Below are 19,994 nucleotides of genomic sequence, written 5' to 3' on the forward strand. Positions count from 1 at the left end.
GCACCTCCTGTGCCACCACCAACGCCACCCCCGAGACCTCCTTTGCCCCACGTCAGGGGATGAATGCCCCAATGGACTGGACCGGAAACCGGCCAACCTCCGGCCGAAGGGAGCACTCGCGCGGCCTTCTTACGCACCGAACGCGCCGGTGCACACCCCGTAATGCCTAGCGTCGGCCCAGCTGGGTCAGTACGGCGCGGGGCCGGTTGGTGATGACGGCCTCCACGCCCAGGCGCGCGCACAGCTCGACGTCCTCGGGCTCGTTGACCGTCCACACGTGGACCGCGTTGCCCGCGCGGTGCAGCCGGGCGACGTACTCGGGGTGGTTGCGGACGATCCGGATGCTCGGCCCGGCGATGCGCACGCCCTGCGGCAGCCGCCCGTCGCGCACGCGCGGCGAGAGGAACTGCATCAGGTAGACGGTGGGCAGCAGCGGTGCCGCCGCCTGCACCCGGTGCAGGGAGCGGGCCGAGAAGCTCATCACCCGCACCGCCGAGGGCTCGTCCGGCGGCGGCTCGGTCAGGCCGAAGCGGGTGAGCAGGGCCAGGAGCGACTCCTCCACCCGGCCCGCCCAGCGCGTGGGGTGCTTGGTCTCGATGGCCAGCTCGATGCGGCGGCCCGAGTCGACGACCAGCTCCAGCAGCCGTTCCAGGGTGAGCACGGAGGTGCGGTCGGGGTCGGCCGCGTCCTCCATGTCGCGGTCGGGCGCCTCGGTCTCGCCGGCCGGCGCCTTCCAGGAGCCGAAGTCCAGGGCGGCGAGGTCGGCCAGTTCCAGCGTCGAGACGGCGCCGCGGCCGTTGGAGGTGCGGTTGACCCGGCGGTCGTGCACGCACACCAGGTGTCCGTCGGCCGTCAGGCGTACGTCGCACTCCAGGGCGTCCGCGCCGTCCTCGATGGCCTTGCGGTAGGCGGCGAGCGTGTGTTCCGGCGCGTCGTCGGACGCTCCGCGGTGGGCGACGACGTCGAGGGAGTGGCGCGCAGGGGTCACCGCGTTATGGTGCCACTGCCTGGCACAATCGCGCATGGGGTCCCATTTGTCGGCAAGTAAGGACCTCCACGGACGTCACAGGCTCCGCTTACGGCGGTCTGACGTGCGATGGGAAAGGCTGTTACCGGACACGCTGTAATGACGTGCACCTGATGGGTAGGGCCATCCGGCGGTCCGTCCGACGATCACCGATGGAGGAGACGACTGTGAGCACCGAGAACGAGGGCGCCGCCGTTCCGCCCGCGGCCGAGCCGCGACCGGAGTCTCCGACGTCCCCGCCCCCGGCCGCCCCGCCCGCCGGCGACGGTACGACCGAGCTCCCGCCGGTACCGCAGACGCCCCCGACCCCGGCCCCGGCCCCGGCCCCGAACCCGAGCGCCGCCGGCGAACCGGACGCCGCCGCCACGCACACCGCCACCGGCGTCCCCCTCGGCGCCCCGGCCGCCGGCGGCGCCTGGTACGGCGGTGCCGACGCGCCGCCCCCGTACCAGGCGGCCGCCCCCTGGGGCGCCCCCGTCCCGCCGCCCAGGCGCGGCCGCGCCGGCGGCCTCGTGGCCGCCGTGCTCGCCGCGGCCCTCGTCGCGGGCGGCATCGGCGGCGGCATCGGCTACTGGGCGGCGCAGCACAGCGGCGACAACTCCACCACCGTCTCCGCCTCCGGCGACCCCAAGACCGAGAGCCGTACGCCCGGCTCCGTGGCCGACATCGCGAGCAAGGCCCTGCCCAGCGTCGTCACCATCGAGGCGCAGGGCAACAACGGCGAGGGCGGCACCGGCACCGGCTTCGTCTACGACAAGCAGGGCCACATCCTCACCAACAACCACGTCGTCGCCTCGGCCGCCGACAGCGGCAAGCTGTCGGTGACCTTCTCCGACGGCAAGTCCTACGACGCCGAGGTGCTCGGCCGCGCCCAGGGCTACGACGTCGCCGTCATCAAGCTGAAGAACCCCTCCGGCGCCAAGCTCAACCCCCTCCCGCTCGGCGACTCCGACAAGACCGCCGTCGGCGACGCCACCGTCGCCATCGGCGCCCCCTTCGGGCTCTCCGGCACGGTCACCACGGGCATCGTCAGCGCCAAGAAGCGCCCCGTGGCCTCCAGCGACGGCGGCGGCAGCGGCCAGGCCTCGTACATGAGCGCCCTGCAGACCGACGCCTCCATCAACCCCGGCAACTCCGGCGGCCCCCTGCTCAACGCCCAGGGCGCCGTCATCGGCATCAACTCCGCCATCCAGTCCGCGGGCACCGGCGGCTTCGGCGGCCAGGGCCAGGCCGGCAGCATCGGCCTCGGCTTCGCCATCCCGATCAACCAGGCCAAGGGCGTCGCCGAGCAGCTCATCAAGGAGCGCACCCCGATCTACCCGGTCATCTCGGCGACCGTGAACATGAAGGACTCCGGCGGCGGCGCCCGCATCGCCCCCAGCGCCGGCGGCGGCGCCCCCTCCGTCACCCCGGGCGGCCCGGCCGACAAGGCCGGCCTCAAGCCGGGCGACGTGATCACGAAGCTGGACGACACCCTGATCGACAGCGGCCCCACGCTGATCAGCGAGATCTGGACCCACAAGCCCGGCGACAAGGTCACCGTCACCTACGTCCGCGACGGCAAGACGGCCACGACCGAGATCGTCCTCGGCGAACGCCGCGGCGACAACTGACCGGCACCCGGTAGGCTACTCCCGCGTCGCCGCAGGCCGGCCGACGCGGGGAGGCTTGCCCGAGCGGCCTAAGGGAACGGTCTTGAAAACCGTCGTGGCAGCGATGTCACCGAGGGTTCAAATCCCTCAGCCTCCGCAACCAGAAGGGGCGCCCGGCCGGGGCGCCCCTTTCGCGTTGGTACCTGCCGCACCGGACCTCTCCGAACGGAATGTGATGCGCGCCCTCGTTACCGCACTCGCGATTCTGGCGATCCTGATACCGGTGGCCGGAATGGTGCTCAGGAAGTCGAGGGGCGATCTTCCACGGTGGTACTTCTGGCTCTTGGCCGTGGTCGCCCTGGCCCTGGCCGCCGGCGTGAGCTGCACGCAGTTGCTGTGAGGGGAATCCATGCGGAACGGTAAGGCCGTAGGCGCTCTCGGAGTCGTGCTGTTCGCAGGAGCTGCGACCGTTGCGCTGCCCGGTGTGACGCCCTGCGGCGGCTCGGCCGCCGGCGGCCTCCTGGCCGCCAGTGCGCCGGTGCTGACCGCGGTGGCCGTCTTCACGGCCATGACCAACGAGCGCAAGGCAAAGGCCGCTCCGGCCGGCACCACGGCGCCCCGTAAGGGGCGCGGGGAACTGCGCGACAAGCCACGACGCGCCCGCGGACGGAGTGCCGTGCTGCGCCCGGACATGCCCTAGTCGTCCCGCGCTCGCAGACCCGTTCGTGTTGCCGTGTGCGGGGTGGGGCATGGTCCCGGGGCCCCGCGGGGATGCTCCGGCGACCGGAGGCTCACGAGAGGGGATCGGATTCGTGCTGGGTGACACCTTTACGGTGAACCACTTCGCCGTTGCTCTGGGCAAGTTCCAGGTGGCTACCTTTCAGAGCGTCGAGGGTCTGGTGCTGGGCGCGGATGCGGTCGAGACGAAACCGGTCTTGCAGGAGCAGCCCGGCCCCGGGCGGGCGCAGGAGATCACGCTGTCCCGGCCGATGGACCAGAGCGAGGCGTTCGTCGACTGGGTGAAGGCGTCGCAGGACAAGGGCGACCTCGACGGCGCGCGACAGGACGTTGCGATCACGTACTTCGATGCGAGGAAGGAGCCTGTGAGGCGCCTCAATCTGACGAACGCCTGGGCCAAGAGCTGGACCGGGCCGGAACTGGACGCTGCCGGCACCGAGGCCGCGATCGAGACGGTCACGATCGTGTGTGAGGACGTCGCTGTCGAGTGACCGCGGCGGCCCCCGTCCCGGGCGTCCCGAGCCGCAGGAGCCGCCCGGGACGGGGGTGGGTCAGGAGCCGAGGATCAGGGTTTTGACGACTGCCAGGGCCATCGCGCGTTCGCCGTCGGCGTTGGGGTGGACGGGGATGGCGGGGCGTTCGGGGCGGGTGTAGAGGCCTTCCACGTAGCGGTCCTCGAAGGGGCGGCAGGCGTCGTGGTCCGCCGTGGTGGCGTTGGTGTTGACGTAGAGGGCGTCGTGGGCGACGGCCTGGCGGCGGAGCATGGCGTTCAGGTGGCGGATCACGCCGCGCAGGTAGGGGATGTCACCGTCGGCGATGCGCAGGGAGGTGCGGCAGCCGGCGATGTCGTCGCCGATCACCGCGGGGTAGCCGACGACGGCGATCCGGGCGTGCGGGGCGCGCTGGTGGATGCCCTTGAGGATGTCGGCGACCTTCGGTGCGGTTTGTTCGATGCGCTCTTCCAGCGCGTCCGTGCCGCTGCCGGTGAAGTAGCGCTGGCAGGGGTTGTCGGTGGGGACGGGCTTCGGCCAGGCGTGGGAGCAACGGAAGATGACCTCGCCGAAGCCGATGTCGTTACCGCCGATGCCCAGCGTGACCAGAGTGGTGGACGAGTCGATCGCGTCGAGCTGGGGCGTGGTGCCGGGGCGTCCCGGTTGGGATCGCCACATGTCCTGGGTGACGGCCCCGCCGCAGCTGGCGTCGGTGAAGCGGGTGATGCCCAGCCATTCCTTCAGGAGCGACGGGTAGTTGGCGTTCGAGCGGCCGCAGGTCACGTTCACTTGGGTGGGGATGGAGGGGCCCGAGGTGAAGGAGTCGCCCAGGGCGACGTAGCGGGCGCTCCGGGCGCCGGGTCCGGGGGCGGCGGTGGCGGTTGCGGGCGTGAGGAAGCCGGCGGCCAGGGCGGCGGCGGTGCCCAGGGCGGCCAGGGTTAATCGCAGCCTGCTGCGTGCGGTGCGGAGCATGGGTCCTCCTCGGCAGGAACGGGTCGTCCGTCGCGGGCGACAGACTCGGGGCCGGTGGGGAGGGCGTCAATCACGCGTCCGGCGTGGCGGACGCTTGTGACCGGATATCGGACGCAGGACGGCCGGGACGCCGGGCTTGACGAAGGGGGCCTGGAACGTCTCGGTCCGGTCACGGCTGTCACCGGACGGGGCCGGCGGCGCATCAGGGGCGTCCGGGAGGCCGTCCCCGCTTCTGGCATGGGCAGATCAGGACGTACCGTCCTCCGTGAAGATCAACTCAACGAACGGGGGACACGAAAGTGTTGAAGAAGTACGCGGCCAAGGCCGGTCTCGTGGTCGGCGCCGCCGCCCTGGTCGCCGGCGGACTGGGCGGCACCGCCAACGCCGCCGAGGGCGCGGGCTACGTCGGCTACGGCTACACCACCTCCGGCTCCGCCGTGTGGTGCGTGCAGCACCAGGTCAACAGCATCGCCGCCAAGGTGGGCCGGGCCCAGGTCTCCGAGGACGGCAAGTGGGGCCCGCGGACGGACGCCCAGGTGCGCTGGTACCAGAGCTTCGTCGGCCTCGACAGCGACGGCGTCGTCGGCCCGCGGACCGGCGACTACCTGCTGGCCTACGGCGACCAGTACTACGGCGGCCTGAACGGCTACTGCACCTCCCTCATCCCGAGCGACTCCGGCCTCGGTGGCATGTACGTCCACACCCGCCTCGACTGACGCAGCAGCAACAGCGCAGGCAGCGACGACCCGGCCGGTTGGGGACGGCCGGGTCGTCGGCATGCCGGAGCACCGGTCACGACGCCTTGCGCCACACCGGCGTGAGCAGCGTCAGGCTCGGGCGCCGGGTGCGGGTGGCGGCGGGGCGGGCCGGCTGCCACGGGATGCCGCGTCGCTTGGCCGCGTACATGGCCTCGTCCGCGCCGCGCAGCAGGTCGGAGAGCCCGGCGCCGGGGTGGTCGGCCGTGTGGGCCAGGCCGATGGAGGCGCGGGGCGCGAGGGTGACGATTCCGGCGTCGAGCGGGGCGGACAGCCGGGCCGACAGGCAGCGCATCTCGGCGTCGTGGTCGGCCTCCGGCGCCAGCCGGACCAGTGCGGTGAACTCGTCGCCGCCCAGGCGCGCGGCGAAGCCGCCGCGTTCCTTGCACCAGGCGGCCAGGCGCCGGCCGACGGCTGCGATGACCCGGTCGCCGGCCTCGTGGCCGTGGGTGTCGTTGATCTGCTTGAAGCCGTTGAGGTCGAGCAGCAGTACGGCGGCGTGCGGATGCCGCAGCGCCCGCAGGGCGCGGGGCGTGAACTCCTCGCGCCGCATCAGCCCGGTGAGCCGGTCGGTGCGGGCGGTCCGCAGCCGGCGCAGGAGGACGAGCGCGTGGGCGGCCCAGCCGAGGGTGGGGAGGGCAACGGGCAGGGCCTGGGTTATGAGGTTCATCGGACACCTTCCTGTGCGGTCGACGGTCGGTCGGTACGGGACCGGTGGGCACGGCCGCGCGGCGGTGTGATGGACGAACGGTGCGGTGGTACGAGGGATCAACGAGGTAAGTCGAGGGACTGCAGTGTCAGTTGGGATGCCTGCGAGTCCCGATGGCAGCCGGGTCGCAGGTGACGGCGCGGCCGAGCGGCGGCCCGGTCGCGCCGTCGCGGGGCCTGCGGCCGTGAGCGGCCGACAGGGGCGGGCGGTGGACCGGGCCGTCATTGCTGGAGGTCCCCGTTTCCGGCGGCGCGGAGCCGGTCCGTCACCTTCGAGGTGAAGCGAAAAGACGTTTTTCGGGGGCAGTTGGGCCGAAACCGATGGGCGATCCGGGGGAGTTTCCCCGGTCGCGGGCCGGCACTGCCGAAACGGTTCACCTCTTGGTGCGCATGGGACGAGAGCGGGCCGAGAGGGCGTCGGTGCGCGGCGTTTCCATGGGGTCAGTGTTTAGGTCGGGAATCTCATGCTTGAGAGGGAATGCGGAGAGTCGGTGGGTTCGGTGTGGATTCGGTGGGCAAGTCTGGAGTCGCGACGTCGACAAATCGCCGCAGCGGCCGGCCAACCGCTGGGCACGATCGAGTAGTTCCGTCTGGAGGAAGTGACATGGCAAGCACCCGCACTGCAGCCGCCCGCATCTTCGCCGCCCTGACCGCCCTGCCGATGGCCGCCCTGCTCTTCGCCGGCGTCGCCACGGCCGACGACCACGGCCAGCTGGCCAACCGCGGCGCGAACGCGGCTGCCGCCGACATCGTGGGCAGCGGCGTCGGGGGGAGCAACCACGGCAACAGCACCACGACGCAGCAGCTCGCGACAGGTGCGGGCGCCACGGCACAGGCGAACACCGCCAGCATCCTCAGTCCCGGGCAGCACGGGCACAACGTGATCCAGCAGGAGAACATCAGGATCACCTTCACCAGAATGTGGTGAGCCCTGCGGCCCCCCGCGCCCCGGGGGTGACAGCAGGGTGATGTGGTGAGAGGGGACTGGGTCAGTACGAACCGCGCGGCGGCACTCCGGTGCCGCCGCGCGGCGTTGTGCCGGCTGCCCGCCCCGCCCGACCCCGCCCCTCACCCACGCCTTGACAGCCGCCAGCACCTGACGGACAGTCAGAACTCGTGAGCGACGACGACCTGTTCGCCCGCCTGCGGTCCTACGAAGGGTGCCCCGCCGCCTCCGGCACCGGCCGGTACCCGGTGAACACCGCCATGATCGGGCACTGGTGCGAGGTCATGGGCCACAGCGACCCCGGCCCCGCCCATGGCGGGCCGGCCGCCATCGCCCCGCCCGCCATGCTGCAGGCGTGGATCATGCCGGGCCCCGCCGGCGCCGATGCCCCGGGTGCGGGCCGCTCCGCCGCGTACGGCGAGCTGCTCGCCCTGCTGGACGCCGCCGGCTGCACCGCCGTCGTGGCCACCGACTGCGAGCAGGAGTACCTGCGGCCGCTGCGCCCCGGCGACGTGATCACCTTCGACTCCGTGATCGAACAGATCTCGCCGCGCAAGACCACAAGCCTCGGCACCGGCCACTTCGTCACCACCCGTACCGAGATCCGCGCGAACGGCGAGCCGGCCGCCACGCACCGCTTCCGCATCCTGAAGTACCACCCACAACCAACCGCGGACGCCTCCCGGCGCCCCCGCCCCGTCGTCAACCGCGACAACGCCGGCTTCTGGGAGGGCGTGGCCGGCAGCCGGCTGCTCCTGCAGCGCTGCACGGCCTGCGGCCGCCTGCGCTTCCCCTGGGGCCCCGGCTGCCCGGACTGCGGCTCGGACCGGTGGGGGACGGAGGAGGCGTCCGGCGCCGGCACGGTGCATTCGTACGTCGTCGTGCACCATCCCCCGCACCCGGCCTTCGCGCCGCCGTACGCCGTCGGCCTGGTCGAACTCGCCGAAGGCGTACGGATGATCAGCAATATCACCGGCGCCGGGCCCGCGGACCTGCGCATCGGCATGCCGGTCGAGCTGGAGTTCGCGCGGGCGTACGGCCCCGGGGACGCCCAGCAGCTGCCTTTTTTCCGCGCCCGCCGCCAGGACGCCCCGTGAAGCCCGGCGACGAGCTGCCGCCCCTCTCCGTCCCCGTCACCCGCACCCTGATCGTCGCGGGCGCGCTCGCCGGGCGGGACTTCAAGGACGTGCACCACGACGCCGAGGCCGCCCGCGCCGCGGGGGCGCCGGACATCTTCATGAACATCCTGACCACCCAGGGTCTGGTGGGCCGCTACCTCGCCGAGCGCCTCGGTCCCGGCGCCGTCCTGCGCCGCCTCGCCGTGCGCCTGGGCGTGCCCAACTACCCCGGTGACACCCTCACCTTGACCGGAATAATTACCTCCACATGTGACGACGAACGCACCGCCGACGTCACCTTCACGGGCACCAACAGCCTCGGCCGTCACGTCACCGGCACCGCCACCCTCGCCTTCGCCCTGCCCGCCCCCGGGGGTGCCCCGTGAGCGGCCGCCGCGTCGCCGTCGCCGGCATCGGTGCCACCGCCTTCACCAAGGACTCCGGCCGCAGCGAACTGGCCCTGGCCGCCGAGGCCGTGCGCGCCGCCCTTGCCGACGCCGGCCTCGCGCCGGCCGACGTCAACGGCCTGGTGACGTTCACCATGGACACCAGCCCCGAGATCGCCGTCGCCCAGGCCACCGGCATGGGGGAGCTGTCCTTCTTCTCCCGCGTCCACTACGGCGGTGGTGCCGCCTGCGCGACCGTGCTGCAGGCGGCCCTTGCCGTGGCCTCGGGCACGGCGGAAGTGGTCGTCTGCTACCGGGCGTTCAACGAGCGGTCCGGCCGCCGCTTCGGCGCGGGCCTCACGCGGCGCGCGCCCTCCGCCGAGGGCGTGGCGCTGGGCTGGGGGATGCCGTACGGGCTGCTCACGCCGGCGTCCTGGGCGGCGTTGCAGGCGCGCCGCTACCTGCACGTCCACGGGCTGGAACCGGAGGTGTTCGGACACGCCGCCGTCACCGCGCGCCGGCACGCGGCCCGCAACCCGGCGGCGTACTTCCACGGCCGGCCCCTGACCCTCGCCGAGCACGCGGCGTCCCGCTGGATCGTGGAGCCGCTGCGGCTGCTGGACTGCTGCCAGGAGACCGACGGCGGGCAGGCGCTCGTCCTCACCGGCCTCGAACGGGCCCGTACGCTGCGGCATCCGCCCGCCGTCGTGCTCGCTGCCGCGCAGGGCGCGGCGCGCGGGCAGGAGCAGATGACGAACTTCTACCGCGAGGACATCACCGGCCTGCCCGAGTCGCGCGTCGTGGCCGAGCGGTTGTGGCGCACGAGCGGGCTGCGGCCGGCGGACGTCGACGCGGCCGTTCTGTACGACCACTTCACGCCCCATGTCCTCATGCAGCTGGAGGAGTTCGGCTTCTGCGGCCCGGGCGAGGGCGGTGCGTTCCTCGCGGCGGACGCGCTGCCGGTCAACACGCACGGCGGCCAGCTCGGCGAGGCGTACCTGCACGGGATGAACGGCATCGCCGAGGGCGTACGGCTGTTGCGCGGCACGTCCGCGAACCAGGTGCCGGGTGCCGGACGCGTGCTCGTCACCGCCGGAAGCGGTGTTCCCACGTCGGGGCTCATTCTCGGCGCAGACGGATGAACGGCCGGGCGTGTCAGCGCGGGCCCGCCCCGCACGGCGCCCAGGCTCGCCGTTATGTACCGACGGAGAAAGATCATCGGATATCTCGTCGCCCTGTTGGCGGCAGTCGCCCAGGTGCCGGCCGCGGCCGCGCCGGGCGACGTCGTCCCGGACACCCGGCCCGTCGTCTACCGGGGCAAGGGCTTCGACACCTGCCAGGCGCCGCCGCTGACCACCCTCAGCGCCTGGGGGGAGACCTCCCCGTACGGGGCCGTCGGCGTCTACTACGCCGGGCGGGCCCGCGCCTGCCCGAACCAGCACTACCTCAGCCACCGCTGGCTCACCGGCGCCCGCGACCTGGGCTGGCGGGTGCTGCCGGTGTACGTCGGCTCGCAGTCGCCGTGCGCGCGGGCGACCAGCAAGCGGTACTACCCCATCGGCGACTACCCCGAGGACCAGGGCGTCGACGAGGGCCGCGACGCCGTGGACACCGCGGCCGACCTGGGCATCGCCCCCGGCAGCGCGCTCTACCTGGACATGGAGGCGTACGACTACAAGGACGAGGACTGCGGCGGCGCCACCTTGGACTTCATCCGCGCCTGGAGCGCGACGGTCGACCGCCACGGCTACATCCCCGGCCTCTACAGCAGCGCCGAGTCGGGCGTACGGCACATGGTGCTGGCGCGCCGGGACGGGCTGGACGACCTGCCGGACGTGCTGTGGTTCGCGCGCTGGAAGGTGCCGGCGTCCACCGATCACGAGCGCGTCCTGCCCCCGGGGGCCTGGCAGCCGCACCGCCGCATCCACCAGTACGCCGGGAACGTGAGCGAGACGTACGGTGGCCGGAAGCTGACCATCGACCGCAACGCGATCGACGCTCCCGTGGCGATCATCCACTGAATCGATTCCTCGTATCTTCGTACGATCTCCGTCCGGCCGCGCCTTACGTCGTTCGCTCCTCCCCCTCCAGGAGGTGGGGACACCCCCACGGCTACGACCTGAGGTTGACCGCGCTTCGGCACCTCCGGCCGATACGCCGGAGGCGCCCGCGCTCCTAGCGTTGAGGGCATGACAGTGACCTCGACGTCCGTGTGCACCAGCGCCTCCACCGCCGCCGTGTACCCGTCGTTCTCCTCCTACGTCCGGGCCCGCGGCCCGGTGCTGCAGCGCACCGCCCGTTCGCTGACCTCGAACCCGTGCGACGCCGAGGACCTGCTGCAGACGGCGCTCACCAAGACCTACCTGGCCTGGGACCGCATAGCCGACCACCGCGCCCTCGACGGCTACGTCCGCCGGGCGCTGGTGAACACCCGCACCTCGCAGTGGCGCAAGCGGCGCATCGACGAGTACCCCTGCGAGGAGCTCCCCGAGCGCGAGGCGACCGCGGCCGCGGACCCCGCCGAGCAGCAGGCGCTGCGCGACGCGATGTGGCGCGCGGTGCACCGGCTGCCGGACCGCCAGCGGGCCATGGTCGTCCTCAGGTATTACGAGGACATGACCGAGGTGCAGACCGCCGAGCTGCTCGGCGTCTCGGTGGGCACGGTCAAGAGCGCGGTCTCGCGGGCGCTGGGCAAGCTCCGCGAGGACCCGGAGCTGGCGTACGCCGCGTAATCGCAAAGGATCAGCGGCCTTCGTCAACGGAATGTGTCGGAGTCGTTGCTTCCGGCTAGTGACTTACCGCCGGACACCCCAGCAGAATCACCGGGAACTGCCCCTCGCGCGACGACGCGCGCACCAGTCGGGAGGCCCCGGTGCAGAGCACGATGCAGGACGTACCGCTCACGGTCACGCGGATCCTGGCCCACGGGTCGACGGTCCACGCCGGCGCGAAGGTCACGACCTGGACGGGTGACGGCGCACCGGAGCGGCGCACGTTCGCCGAGGTCGGACGCCGCGCCACGCGCCTGGCCCACGCCCTGCACGGCCTCGGCGTGCGCGAGGGCGAACCGGTCGGCACCCTCATGTGGAACAACGGGGACCACCTGGAGGCGTACCTCGCCATCCCCTCCATGGGCGCGGTCCTCCACACCCTCAACCTGCGACTGCCCGCCGAGCAGCTCGCCTGGATCGTCCGGCACGCCGCCGACCGCGTCGTCATCGTCAGCGGCTCGCTGCTGCCGCTGCTCGCACCCCTGCTGCCGCACCTGGAGTGCGTCGAGCACGTCGTCGTCTCCGGCGCCGGCGACACCTCCGTCCTGGCCGGCTGCCGGCCGCAGGTGCACGCGTACGAGGAGCTGATCGCCGGGCACCCGGACGACGCGTACCCGTGGCCCGAGCTGGAGGAGCGACAGGCCGCGGCGCTGTGCTACACCTCCGGCACGACCGGCGAGCCGAAGGGCGTGGTCTACAGCCACCGCTCGGTCTACCTGCACGCGATGGAGGTCAACGCGGCGGCGTCCTTCGGCCTGACGCCCGCCGAGGTGTGTCTTCCCGTGGTCCCGATGTTCCACGTGAACGCCTGGGGGCTGCCGCACGCGGCCTTCATGGCCGGGTCGTCGCTGCTGATGCCGGACCGCTTCCTGCAGCCGGCCCCGCTCGCGGAGATGATCGAGGCCGAGCGGCCGACCGTGACGGCGGGCGTGCCCACCATCTGGCAGGGGCTGCTGGCCGAGCTCGTGGCCAAGCCGCGGGACGTCTCCTCGCTGCGCACCGTGATCAGCGGCGGTTCGGCGTGCCCGCCCTCGCTGATGAAGGACTTCGAGGAGAAGCTCGGCCTCACGCTCGTGCAGGCCTGGGGCATGACCGAGACCTCCCCGCTCGGCACCGTCGCCTACCCGCCGGCCGGGCTGAACGCCGAGGAGGCCTGGCCGTACCGGATCACCCAGGGCCGGGTGCCGGCCTCCGTCGAGGCGCGGCTGGTGGGCCCGGGCGGCGAGGTGCTGCCCTGGGACGGCCGGTCGGCCGGCGAGCTGGAGGTCCGCGGCCCCTGGATCGCGGGCGCGTACCACGGGGGAGCGGACGGCGAACCGCAGCGTCCCGAGGACAAGTTCAGCCCGGACGGCTGGCTGCGCACCGGCGACGTCGGCGTGATCAGCCCCGACGGCTTCCTGACGCTCACCGACCGGGCCAAGGACGTGATCAAGTCCGGTGGCGAGTGGATCTCCTCCGTCGAGCTGGAGAACCACCTGATGGCCCACCCCGGGATCGCGGAGGCCGCCGTGATCGGCGTGCCGGACGAGAAGTGGGGCGAGCGCCCCCTGGCCGCCGTCGTCCTGCGCGACGGCGCCTCCGCCGACTTCGAGGGCCTGCGCGCCTTCCTCGGCGACCGCGTCGCCCGCTGGCAGCTGCCGGAGAGGTGGACGACGGTGGCTGCGGTGCCGAAGACGTCGGTGGGCAAGTTCGACAAGAAGGTGCTGCGCAAGCAGTACGCGGACGGGGATCTGGTGGTGACGGTCCTGGGCGGGTAGCCCCCGAAGGGCCCGGGACCTGGGGTTTCGCCCCGGGCCCCGGGCCCCTCGGTCAGGCGCGCACGCGCCGTTCCGCGAGCGCGCCGCCGGTCCAGCCGACGGTCACCCACAGCGCCGCGATCGCGCACACGCCCGCCCAGCCCCACCGGCCGAACGCCGGCCCGGCCAGCGCCGACGCCGCCGCGCCACCGATGAACGCGGCGACGACGTAGGCGGTGTTGGCCACCGCCGGGCGTTCCGTGGCGCCCAGGGCCCGCGTCTGGTTGGCCACCTGACCGGCCATCAGCCCGGCGTGGATGAGCACCGCCCCCGCGCACAGCGCCGCCATCATGTGCTCGCCGAGCAGGAACAGCGGTACGGCCAGCGCGCTCGCCCCGTACGCGACCGCGACGACCCGGCGCGGCCCGAAGCGGTCGACGAGGGTGCCGGAGACGGGCGCGACCGCGGTGGAGACGAGACCGAAGAGGCCGAAGAGCCCGGCGGTGCCGAGCGAGACGCGGTACGGACCGGACTCGTCGGTCAGCAGCAGCGTCAGCGAGGTCCACAGGGCGCTCCAGGACCCGAACAGCCCGGCCTGGCGCAGGCACGCGGCGCGCAGCTGCGGCGAGGAGAGGAAGAGGCCGGGCAGCGCGGCGATGCCGCGCAGCGGGTTGCCGGAGCGCCGCGGCCGGGTCTCCGCCGGCAGCATGAGGGCGGTGAGCAGGCCGACCGCCACGGTCAGTGCCGCGGCCCCCCAGAACACCGCCCGCCAGCCGAACGCCTGGCCCGCCAGGCCGCCGACCACCCGGGCCGCGACGATGCCGGTGAACAGGCCGGCCACCACGGCGGCCACGTGCCGCGCGCGCCGCTCGGCGGGGGCGCGCTCGGCGACGAGCGGGACGAGCAGCTGCGGGACGACCGTCGCGGCGCAGGAGACGAGGATCGCGGCGGCGAGCGCCGGCAGCCCGGGCGCGAGGGCGGCGGCGACCAGGGCCGCGCCGGCCACGGCGGACAGCCCGCCGACGAGCCGCCGCCGGTCGGCGGTGTCGCCGAGCGGGGCGAAGAGCAGCAGGCCGACGGCGTAACCGAGCTGGGCCACGGAGGCGATCCAGCCGGCCGCCTCGGGAGTGGTGCCGAAGTCGGTGGCTATGAGGCGCAGCAGCGGTGCAGCGAGGTAGATGTTCGCCGCGGTGACGGCGGTGCACAGCGCGATGACGGCGAGCAGCGTGCCGGAGCTGCGGCCCGGGCGGACGGGCGCGGACGGCGTCGTCCCCCTGGCTGTGGCTGTGGCTGTGGCGGTGGCCGGGGTGGTGGTCGGCATTGGGCGGCGCTCCCCCTGAGGCGTAACCAACTGGTTGGTTGTGACGGTCGACATGAATGTGGCAGGCACGTACAAGCGCTGTCAACCAAATAGTTGGTTACTCTGTTCCCATGGCAGGAGTCAGGGATCCCGAGGCCACCAAGGCCCGCATCTTCGAAGCGGCCACCGCCGAGTTCGCCGCTTTCGGCATCGCCGGCGCCCGCATCGACCGCATCGCCCGCGAGGCCCGGGCGAACAAGCAGCTGATCTACGCCTACTTCGGCAACAAGGCCGAGCTCTTCTCCCAGGTGCTCGAAAAGCGCCTGATCGAACTCGCCGCCGCCAACCCTGTCGACGCCGAGGACCCCGAGGGCTGGATCGACCGGCTCATGGAGTACCACGCCGCCCACCCCGAGCTCATCAGGCTCGTCTTCTGGGAGGGCCTGGAGTACGGCACCGGCGGCATACCGCACGAGGCCGAACGCCGCCGCCACTACGAGGGCAAGGTCGCCGCCTTCGCCGAGGCCCAGGCCAAGGGCGTCATCGACGACCGGATCCCGCCCGCCGACCTGCTGTTCATGATGATCGCGCTGGCCTCCTGGCCGACCGTGCAGCCGCAGATGCGCCGCATCATCGTCGGCGAACGCGACGAGGACGTCGAACGCCTGCGCGCCTCCGTACGGACGGCGGCCCACCGCATCACGAGCGGCACGGGCGGCTAGGGCGCCCCGTCAGGGGCGCCGTGGCGGTCAGTTGGTGCCGATCTTCGCCAACAGGTCGACGATCCGCCCCTGCACGTCCGCACTCGTCGAGCGCTCGGCCAGGAACAGCACCGTCTCGCCCGAAGCCAGCCGCGGCAGCTGCGCGGGGTCGATGTCGGCCGAGGTGTACACCACCAGCGGCGTACGGCCCAGCACGCCGTTGCCGCGCAGCCAGTCCACGATGCCGGCGCGCCGGCGGCGCACCTGCATCAGGTCCATCACCACCAGGTTCGGCCGGGTCTGGCCCGCGAGCTGTACGGCCTCCGAATCCGTCGCCCCGCACACCACGTGCATGCCGCGCCGCTCCAGCGTCGCCGTCAGCGCGTTCGCGATCGGCTCGTGCTCCTCGATCAGCAGCACTCGCGGCGGATGCATCTCGCTGTCCCGCGGCGCCAGCGCCTTCAGCAGAACGGCCGGATCGGCACCGTAGGCGGCCTCCCGCGTCGCATGCCCCAGCCCCGCCGTCACCAGCACCGGCACCTCCGCCGCGGTCGCCGCCTCCCGCAGCGACTGCAGCGCCGTCCGCGTGATCGGACCCGTCAGCGGATCGACGAACAGCGCGGCCGGATACGCGGCCTTCTGCTCGTCCACCTCCTCGCGCGAATGCACGATCACCGGACGGTAGCCGCGCTCCGTCAGCGCCTTCTCCGTCGCCTCGTCCGGCGCCGGCCACACCAGCAGGCGGCGCGGATTGTCCAGCGGCTCCGGCGGCAGCTCGTCGTCCATCGGCGGCCGCACCGCCTCCACGACCTCGACCGCACCGTCCGGACCGTCCAGCGGCTCCGGGCCCTCGGCACCCTCGTCCGGCGCCCCGACCGCGAACGCCTTGCCCTCCGGCGAACCCAGCGGCTGCGGCCGCACCGGCGCCGCCGCGGCCGCCGCCTGGGCCTGGGCCTCACGGTCGCCCTCGGCCGGGTTCGCCAGCCTGCGGCGCCGGCCCGAACCGGCCGTGGGCGTCCCCGCCGCCGGCGTGTCACCCGCACCCGGGCCCTGACCCAGCGTGCGCACACTGATCGGCCGCGCCGCGGGCGTCACCGCCGGCGGCACGGACGCACCGGGCTCCTCGGCGAGCGCCCGCCGCGCCCGGCGCCGCCCCGTGGGCTGCGCCGGCGGCACGGACGCCCCGGCGAGGTCGTACAACTCCGCCGGGTCCGCGCCGCCCTGCGCCGGGCCGTCGGCCGGCGGCATGGCGAACGCCGTGCGCTCCACCGCGGGTTCGGCCGTCGCCTGGCCGGGAATCTGCGCCTCCGGCACGGCCTCGGCCAAGGCCCGACGCGCCCGCCGGCCCGTCGGCGCCTCCGCCGCGTCCACGGCCTCCGGCGCCGCGTCCCGCCGCGCCCGCCGCCCGGTGGGCGCGGACTGCGCCGGCACGAGGCCGCTGCCGCCCTGCTCTTCCTCCACCTCGGGCCGCGCCGGCCCCCGCCGCCGCCCCGTGGGCCGCCCACCGGCGCCGGTGGCGCCGAATGCCTCGTGGTCCGCAGGACCGCTCTCCGGGCCAGGGGCCGGAGCCGGGGCCGCAGCCTTGCCGGGTACGTCGGCGTCGGTGCCGGTGGCCTGCGGCCCGTCGGAGCCGTTGTCACCGGCGGCCCGGACGTCGCCGGGCGCCGGAACGGGTCGCGGCGCGCCGGGCATTTCGAACGGAGCTGCAGCATCGTCGAACCCGCCGTGCGGGCCCGCGGCGCCGGGCAGCGCAATGGGGCCCTCGAAGCCGCCGCGCCGATCATCCCCGCCCGGGGCATCGCCCCCGCTGCGCCGCCGCCCGCGGCCGGCCGGACCGCCCTCCGGCGTACCCACGCCGTCGCCCGCGGGGTTCCCCGGAACGGGGAAGCGGTTCGGTGCACCGGCACCCGGGCCGGCGTCGCCACCTGCGGGGTCCGCCGGGCCGTTGCCGTGCCGGCCGGCACGCGGGACCGGGCCGCCGTCCGGCGCCCCCGCGCCGTCGGCCGCAGGCCCCACCGGGGCCTGGAAGCCGTTCGGGCCGCTGGCCGTGCCGTCACCCGCCGGCCCTGCCGGAACGGGGAAGCCGTTCGGTCCGCCCGTCGGGCCGTTGCCATGCCGGCCGGCACGCGGGGCCGGGCCGTCGCCGGGCGGAAGCCCGGGGCCGGGGAGGCCGGTACCGTGCCCGTCGGCCCCCGGGGCCGTGCCGTCGCCCGTGGGAATCCCCGGTACGGGGAAGCCGTTCGGGCCGGCCGCCGTACCGCGGCCCTGGCCTGCGCCGTCGCCTGTCGAGGCCGGGAAGCTGTTGCCGTGTCCATCGGCCCCCGGGGCCGTGCCGTCACCCGTGGGAATCCCCGGCAGGGGGAAGCCGTTGGGGCCGGCCGCCGCGCGGGGCGCCTGGCCCGCGCCGTCACCCGCCGGTACGGGGAAGCCGTTCGGGCCACCGACCGCACCGCGGCCGTGGGCCGCGCCGTCACCTGCAGGCCCCGCGGGAGCCGGGAAGCCGTTCTGGCTGCCGGCCGCGCCCGGGCCCTGGCCTGCGCTGTCACCTGTCGGGGCCGGGAAGCCGTTGCCGTGCCCGTCGGCCACCGGGGCAGTGCCGTCACCCGCCGCAACGGGGAAACCGTTCGGCCCGCCGGCCGCTCCGCGGCCCCGGCCCGCCTCGTCACCCGCCGGCCCCGCGGGCAGGGGGAAGCCGTTGGGGCCACCCGCCGCGCGGGGCGCCTGGCCCGCGCCCTCACCGGCCGGTACGGGGAAGCCGTTGGGGCCGCCGCCCGCACCGCGGCCGTGGGCCGCTCCGTCACCTGCGGGCCCCGCGGGAGCCGGGAAGCCGTTCCGGCCGTCGGCCGCGCCGTCATTCGCCGGAGCCGGGAAGCCGTTCGGGCCGCCCGCCGCGCCGCGGCCCTGGCCCGCGCCGTCACCCGCCGGCCCCGCCGGAGCCGGGAAGCCGTTCGGGCCGCCCGCCGTACCGCGGCCCCGGCCCGCGCCGTCACCCGCCGGCCCCGCCGGAGCCGGGAAGCCGTTCCCGCCGTCCGGCGCCGCGCCGGGGCCCGCGCCGCGGACCGCCTCGCCGCCCGCAGGGCTCCCGGCAGGGCCCCCCGCAACCGGGGTGCCGCCCGTGCCCGGCGCCGGGTCCGGCGCCTTCGGCGCCGACGGCGCCGTGCCGCGGCCCCGCTGGGTCGGCAGCGGCATGACCGTCGTCAGATTCTCCGTGTCGGGGCCGCGCCGGTCCGCCGGGGGCGGGACGGGGCCCGCCTCGGCCGAGAGGGGTACTTCGAGGACGTATGCGCGGCCGCCCGCCGCGCCCGGTACGTCGTGGGTCTGCAGGACGCCGCCGTGCCGGCGCACGATGCCGCGGACGAGGGGGCCGTGGACGGGGTCGCCGCCGGGGTGCGGGCCGCGGACCTCGATGCGGACGACGTCGCCGCGCTGCGCGGCGGCGACCACGATCGTGGAGTCGCCGGTGCGGGCGGTGCCGGCGGGGGAGTTGCCGGTGGCGTCGACGCCGGCGACGTCGGCGATGAGGTGGGCGAGCGCCTGGGCGAACCGCGTGGGGTCGATCTCGGCCTCGATGGCGGGTGCGTGCACCGCGAACTGTGCGCGGCCGGGGCCGATGAGGTCGACGGCGCCTTCGACGCCGGCGGAGACGACGTCGTCGAGGGAGACCCTTTCGCGGTCGAGGTCGTCCTGTCCCGCGTCGAGCCGCTGGTAGGCGAGGACGTTGTCGACGAGCGTGGCCATCCGGCCGTAGCCGGCGGCGAGGTGGTGGAGGATCTGGTTGGCCTCGGGCCAGAGCTGGCCGGCGGGGTCGTCGGCGAGGGTGCCGAGTTCGGCGCGGAGTTGCTCGAGGGGGCCGCGCAGGGAGGATTCGACGAGGCCGAGCAGCTGCTGGTGGCGGGCGGCGAGGGCGTCGTAGGGGCGCCGGTCGGTGAAGGTCATGACGGCGCCGACGAGCTGTTCGCCGTCGCGCACGGGTGCGGTGGTGAGGTCGACGGGGACGGCCCGGCCGTCCTTGGCCCACAGGACCTGTCCGCGCACCCGGTGCTTGCGCCCGGAGCGCAGGGTGTCGGCGATGGGCGATTCCTCGAAGGGGAAGGGCGTGCCGTCGGGGCGGGAGTGGTGGATGAGGGGGTGGAGCTCGCGGCCGCCGAGGTCGCTGGCGCGGTAGCCGAGGATCTGGGCGGCGGAGGGGTTGACGAGGACGACCTTGCCGGCGGTGTCGACGCCGACGACGCCTTCGGCGGCGGCGCGCAGGATCATCTCGGTCTGGCGCTGCTGGCGGGCGAGTTCGGCCTCGGTGTCGAGGGTGCCGGTGAGGTCGCGGACGACGAGCATGAGGAGTTCGTCGTCGTAGGAGCCGTTGGGTTCGGCGTAGGGGGTGCGGCCGTCCTCGAGGTTGGCGCTGGTGACCTCGACGGGGAACTGCGTGCCGTCGGTGCGCCGGGCGATCATGCGGGTGGGCTTGGTGCGTCCGCCGTCGGCTTCGGCGCGCGGGGGGCGCAGGCCGCCGGGGATGCGCCGGGAGTCGAACTCGGGGAGGAGGTCGAGCAGGCCGCGTCCGACGAGTCCGGTGCCGGGCACCTCGAAGGTTTCGAGCGCGATGTGGTTGGCGTTGACGACCGTGCCGTTGCAGTTGACGAGCAGCAGGGCGTCCGGCAGCGCGTCGAGTATGGCTGCGAGGCGAGCAGCGCCTCGGGATGGCCTGCTGCTCACGACGACGCTTCCTCCCTGGTTACCGCTGCTTGCCGACCGCTCG

General features: G+C 74.2%; 17 protein-coding genes and 1 tRNA gene. 13 read left to right on the top strand and 5 right to left on the bottom strand.

Annotated elements, in window-relative coordinates:
* Nucleotides 1-166 precede the first annotated feature (166 nt).
* Nucleotides 167-988: a glycerophosphodiester phosphodiesterase gene (locus ABD361_RS03360; protein ID WP_344433125.1), complete on the bottom strand. Its 822-nt coding sequence runs from the start codon at nt 986-988 to the stop codon at nt 167-169.
* Nucleotides 989-1,194: 206 nt separating this feature from the next.
* Between ABD361_RS03360 and ABD361_RS03365 the strand changes: the two genes are divergently transcribed.
* The 4 genes from ABD361_RS03365 (at nt 1,195) to ABD361_RS03380 (ending at nt 3,848) form a co-directional block, all read left to right on the top strand.
* On the top strand, nt 1,195-2,640 hold the full coding sequence (locus tag ABD361_RS03365) for a S1C family serine protease (RefSeq protein ID WP_344433126.1): 1,446 nt from the start codon (nt 1,195-1,197) through the stop codon (nt 2,638-2,640).
* Between the two features lie 49 nt (nt 2,641-2,689).
* A tRNA-Ser gene (locus tag ABD361_RS03370) sits at nt 2,690-2,776 on the top strand.
* A 288-nt stretch (nt 2,777-3,064) separates the two neighbouring features.
* A complete protein-coding gene (locus tag ABD361_RS03375; RefSeq protein ID WP_344433128.1) occupies nt 3,065-3,319 on the top strand; it encodes a hypothetical protein in 255 nt (84 codons plus the stop codon).
* Nucleotides 3,320-3,431: 112 nt separating this feature from the next.
* Nucleotides 3,432-3,848 carry a phage tail protein gene (locus tag ABD361_RS03380; RefSeq protein WP_344433129.1) on the top strand — a complete coding sequence of 139 codons (417 nt, stop codon included), beginning with the start codon at nt 3,432-3,434 and terminating at the stop codon, nt 3,846-3,848.
* A 60-nt stretch (nt 3,849-3,908) separates the two neighbouring features.
* Here the strand turns inward: ABD361_RS03380 and ABD361_RS03385 are convergent, their stop codons facing one another.
* Nucleotides 3,909-4,820, bottom strand: coding sequence for an SGNH/GDSL hydrolase family protein (locus ABD361_RS03385; RefSeq protein ID WP_344433130.1), 912 nt, complete (start codon nt 4,818-4,820; stop codon nt 3,909-3,911).
* Between the two features lie 302 nt (nt 4,821-5,122).
* On the opposite strand from ABD361_RS03385, the gene ABD361_RS03390 reads away from it, so the two are divergent.
* Nucleotides 5,123-5,536: a peptidoglycan-binding domain-containing protein gene (locus ABD361_RS03390; RefSeq protein WP_344433131.1), complete on the top strand. Its 414-nt coding sequence runs from the start codon at nt 5,123-5,125 to the stop codon at nt 5,534-5,536.
* A 76-nt stretch (nt 5,537-5,612) separates the two neighbouring features.
* Here ABD361_RS03390 and ABD361_RS03395 read toward each other — a convergent pair whose 3' ends face one another.
* Entirely contained in the window at nt 5,613-6,245 is a 633-nt protein-coding gene (locus tag ABD361_RS03395; RefSeq protein ID WP_344433133.1) for a GGDEF domain-containing protein, read from the bottom strand.
* 642 nt (nt 6,246-6,887) lie between these two features.
* Here ABD361_RS03395 and ABD361_RS03400 point away from each other — a divergent pair.
* The 7 genes from ABD361_RS03400 to ABD361_RS03430 all read left to right on the top strand — a co-directional run bounded on the left by ABD361_RS03400 (nt 6,888) and on the right by ABD361_RS03430 (nt 13,261).
* A complete protein-coding gene (locus ABD361_RS03400) occupies nt 6,888-7,211 on the top strand; it encodes a hypothetical protein (RefSeq protein ID WP_344433134.1) in 324 nt (107 codons plus the stop codon).
* Nucleotides 7,212-7,399: 188 nt separating this feature from the next.
* On the top strand, nt 7,400-8,326 hold the full coding sequence (locus tag ABD361_RS03405) for a bifunctional MaoC family dehydratase N-terminal/OB-fold nucleic acid binding domain-containing protein (RefSeq protein WP_344433135.1): 927 nt from the start codon (nt 7,400-7,402) through the stop codon (nt 8,324-8,326).
* Nucleotides 8,323-8,733 carry a MaoC/PaaZ C-terminal domain-containing protein gene (locus ABD361_RS03410; protein ID WP_344433136.1) on the top strand — a complete coding sequence of 137 codons (411 nt, stop codon included), beginning with the start codon at nt 8,323-8,325 and terminating at the stop codon, nt 8,731-8,733. Before ABD361_RS03405 ends, ABD361_RS03410 begins: the two co-directional genes overlap by 4 nt.
* Entirely contained in the window at nt 8,730-9,875 is a 1,146-nt protein-coding gene (locus ABD361_RS03415; RefSeq protein ID WP_344433138.1) for a lipid-transfer protein, read from the top strand. Before ABD361_RS03410 ends, ABD361_RS03415 begins: the two co-directional genes overlap by 4 nt.
* 54 nt (nt 9,876-9,929) lie before the next feature.
* Nucleotides 9,930-10,754, top strand: coding sequence for a DUF1906 domain-containing protein (locus ABD361_RS03420; protein ID WP_344433139.1), 825 nt, complete (start codon nt 9,930-9,932; stop codon nt 10,752-10,754).
* 168 nt (nt 10,755-10,922) lie between these two features.
* Complete coding sequence (locus ABD361_RS03425; RefSeq protein ID WP_344433140.1) at nt 10,923-11,465, top strand: SigE family RNA polymerase sigma factor; 543 nt, start codon at nt 10,923-10,925, stop codon at nt 11,463-11,465.
* Between the two features lie 140 nt (nt 11,466-11,605).
* Complete coding sequence (locus ABD361_RS03430) at nt 11,606-13,261, top strand: long-chain fatty acid--CoA ligase (protein ID WP_344433142.1); 1,656 nt, start codon at nt 11,606-11,608, stop codon at nt 13,259-13,261.
* A 52-nt stretch (nt 13,262-13,313) separates the two neighbouring features.
* Here ABD361_RS03430 and ABD361_RS03435 read toward each other — a convergent pair whose 3' ends face one another.
* Nucleotides 13,314-14,561 (bottom strand): MFS transporter, encoded by a 1,248-nt coding sequence (locus tag ABD361_RS03435; RefSeq protein WP_344433143.1) that lies wholly within the window; start codon nt 14,559-14,561, stop codon nt 13,314-13,316.
* Nucleotides 14,562-14,671: 110 nt separating this feature from the next.
* Here ABD361_RS03435 and ABD361_RS03440 point away from each other — a divergent pair, with 110 nt between their 5' ends.
* Complete coding sequence (locus ABD361_RS03440) at nt 14,672-15,262, top strand: TetR/AcrR family transcriptional regulator (protein WP_344433144.1); 591 nt, start codon at nt 14,672-14,674, stop codon at nt 15,260-15,262.
* Nucleotides 15,263-15,289: 27 nt separating this feature from the next.
* On the opposite strand, the gene ABD361_RS03445 is transcribed toward ABD361_RS03440, so the two are convergent.
* Complete coding sequence (locus ABD361_RS03445; RefSeq protein WP_344433145.1) at nt 15,290-19,951, bottom strand: PAS domain-containing protein; 4,662 nt, start codon at nt 19,949-19,951, stop codon at nt 15,290-15,292.
* Nucleotides 19,952-19,994 lie beyond the last annotated feature (43 nt).

This window comes from Streptomyces luteosporeus (assembly GCF_039532865.1).
GTDB lineage: Bacteria > Actinomycetota > Actinomycetes > Streptomycetales > Streptomycetaceae > Streptomyces > Streptomyces luteosporeus.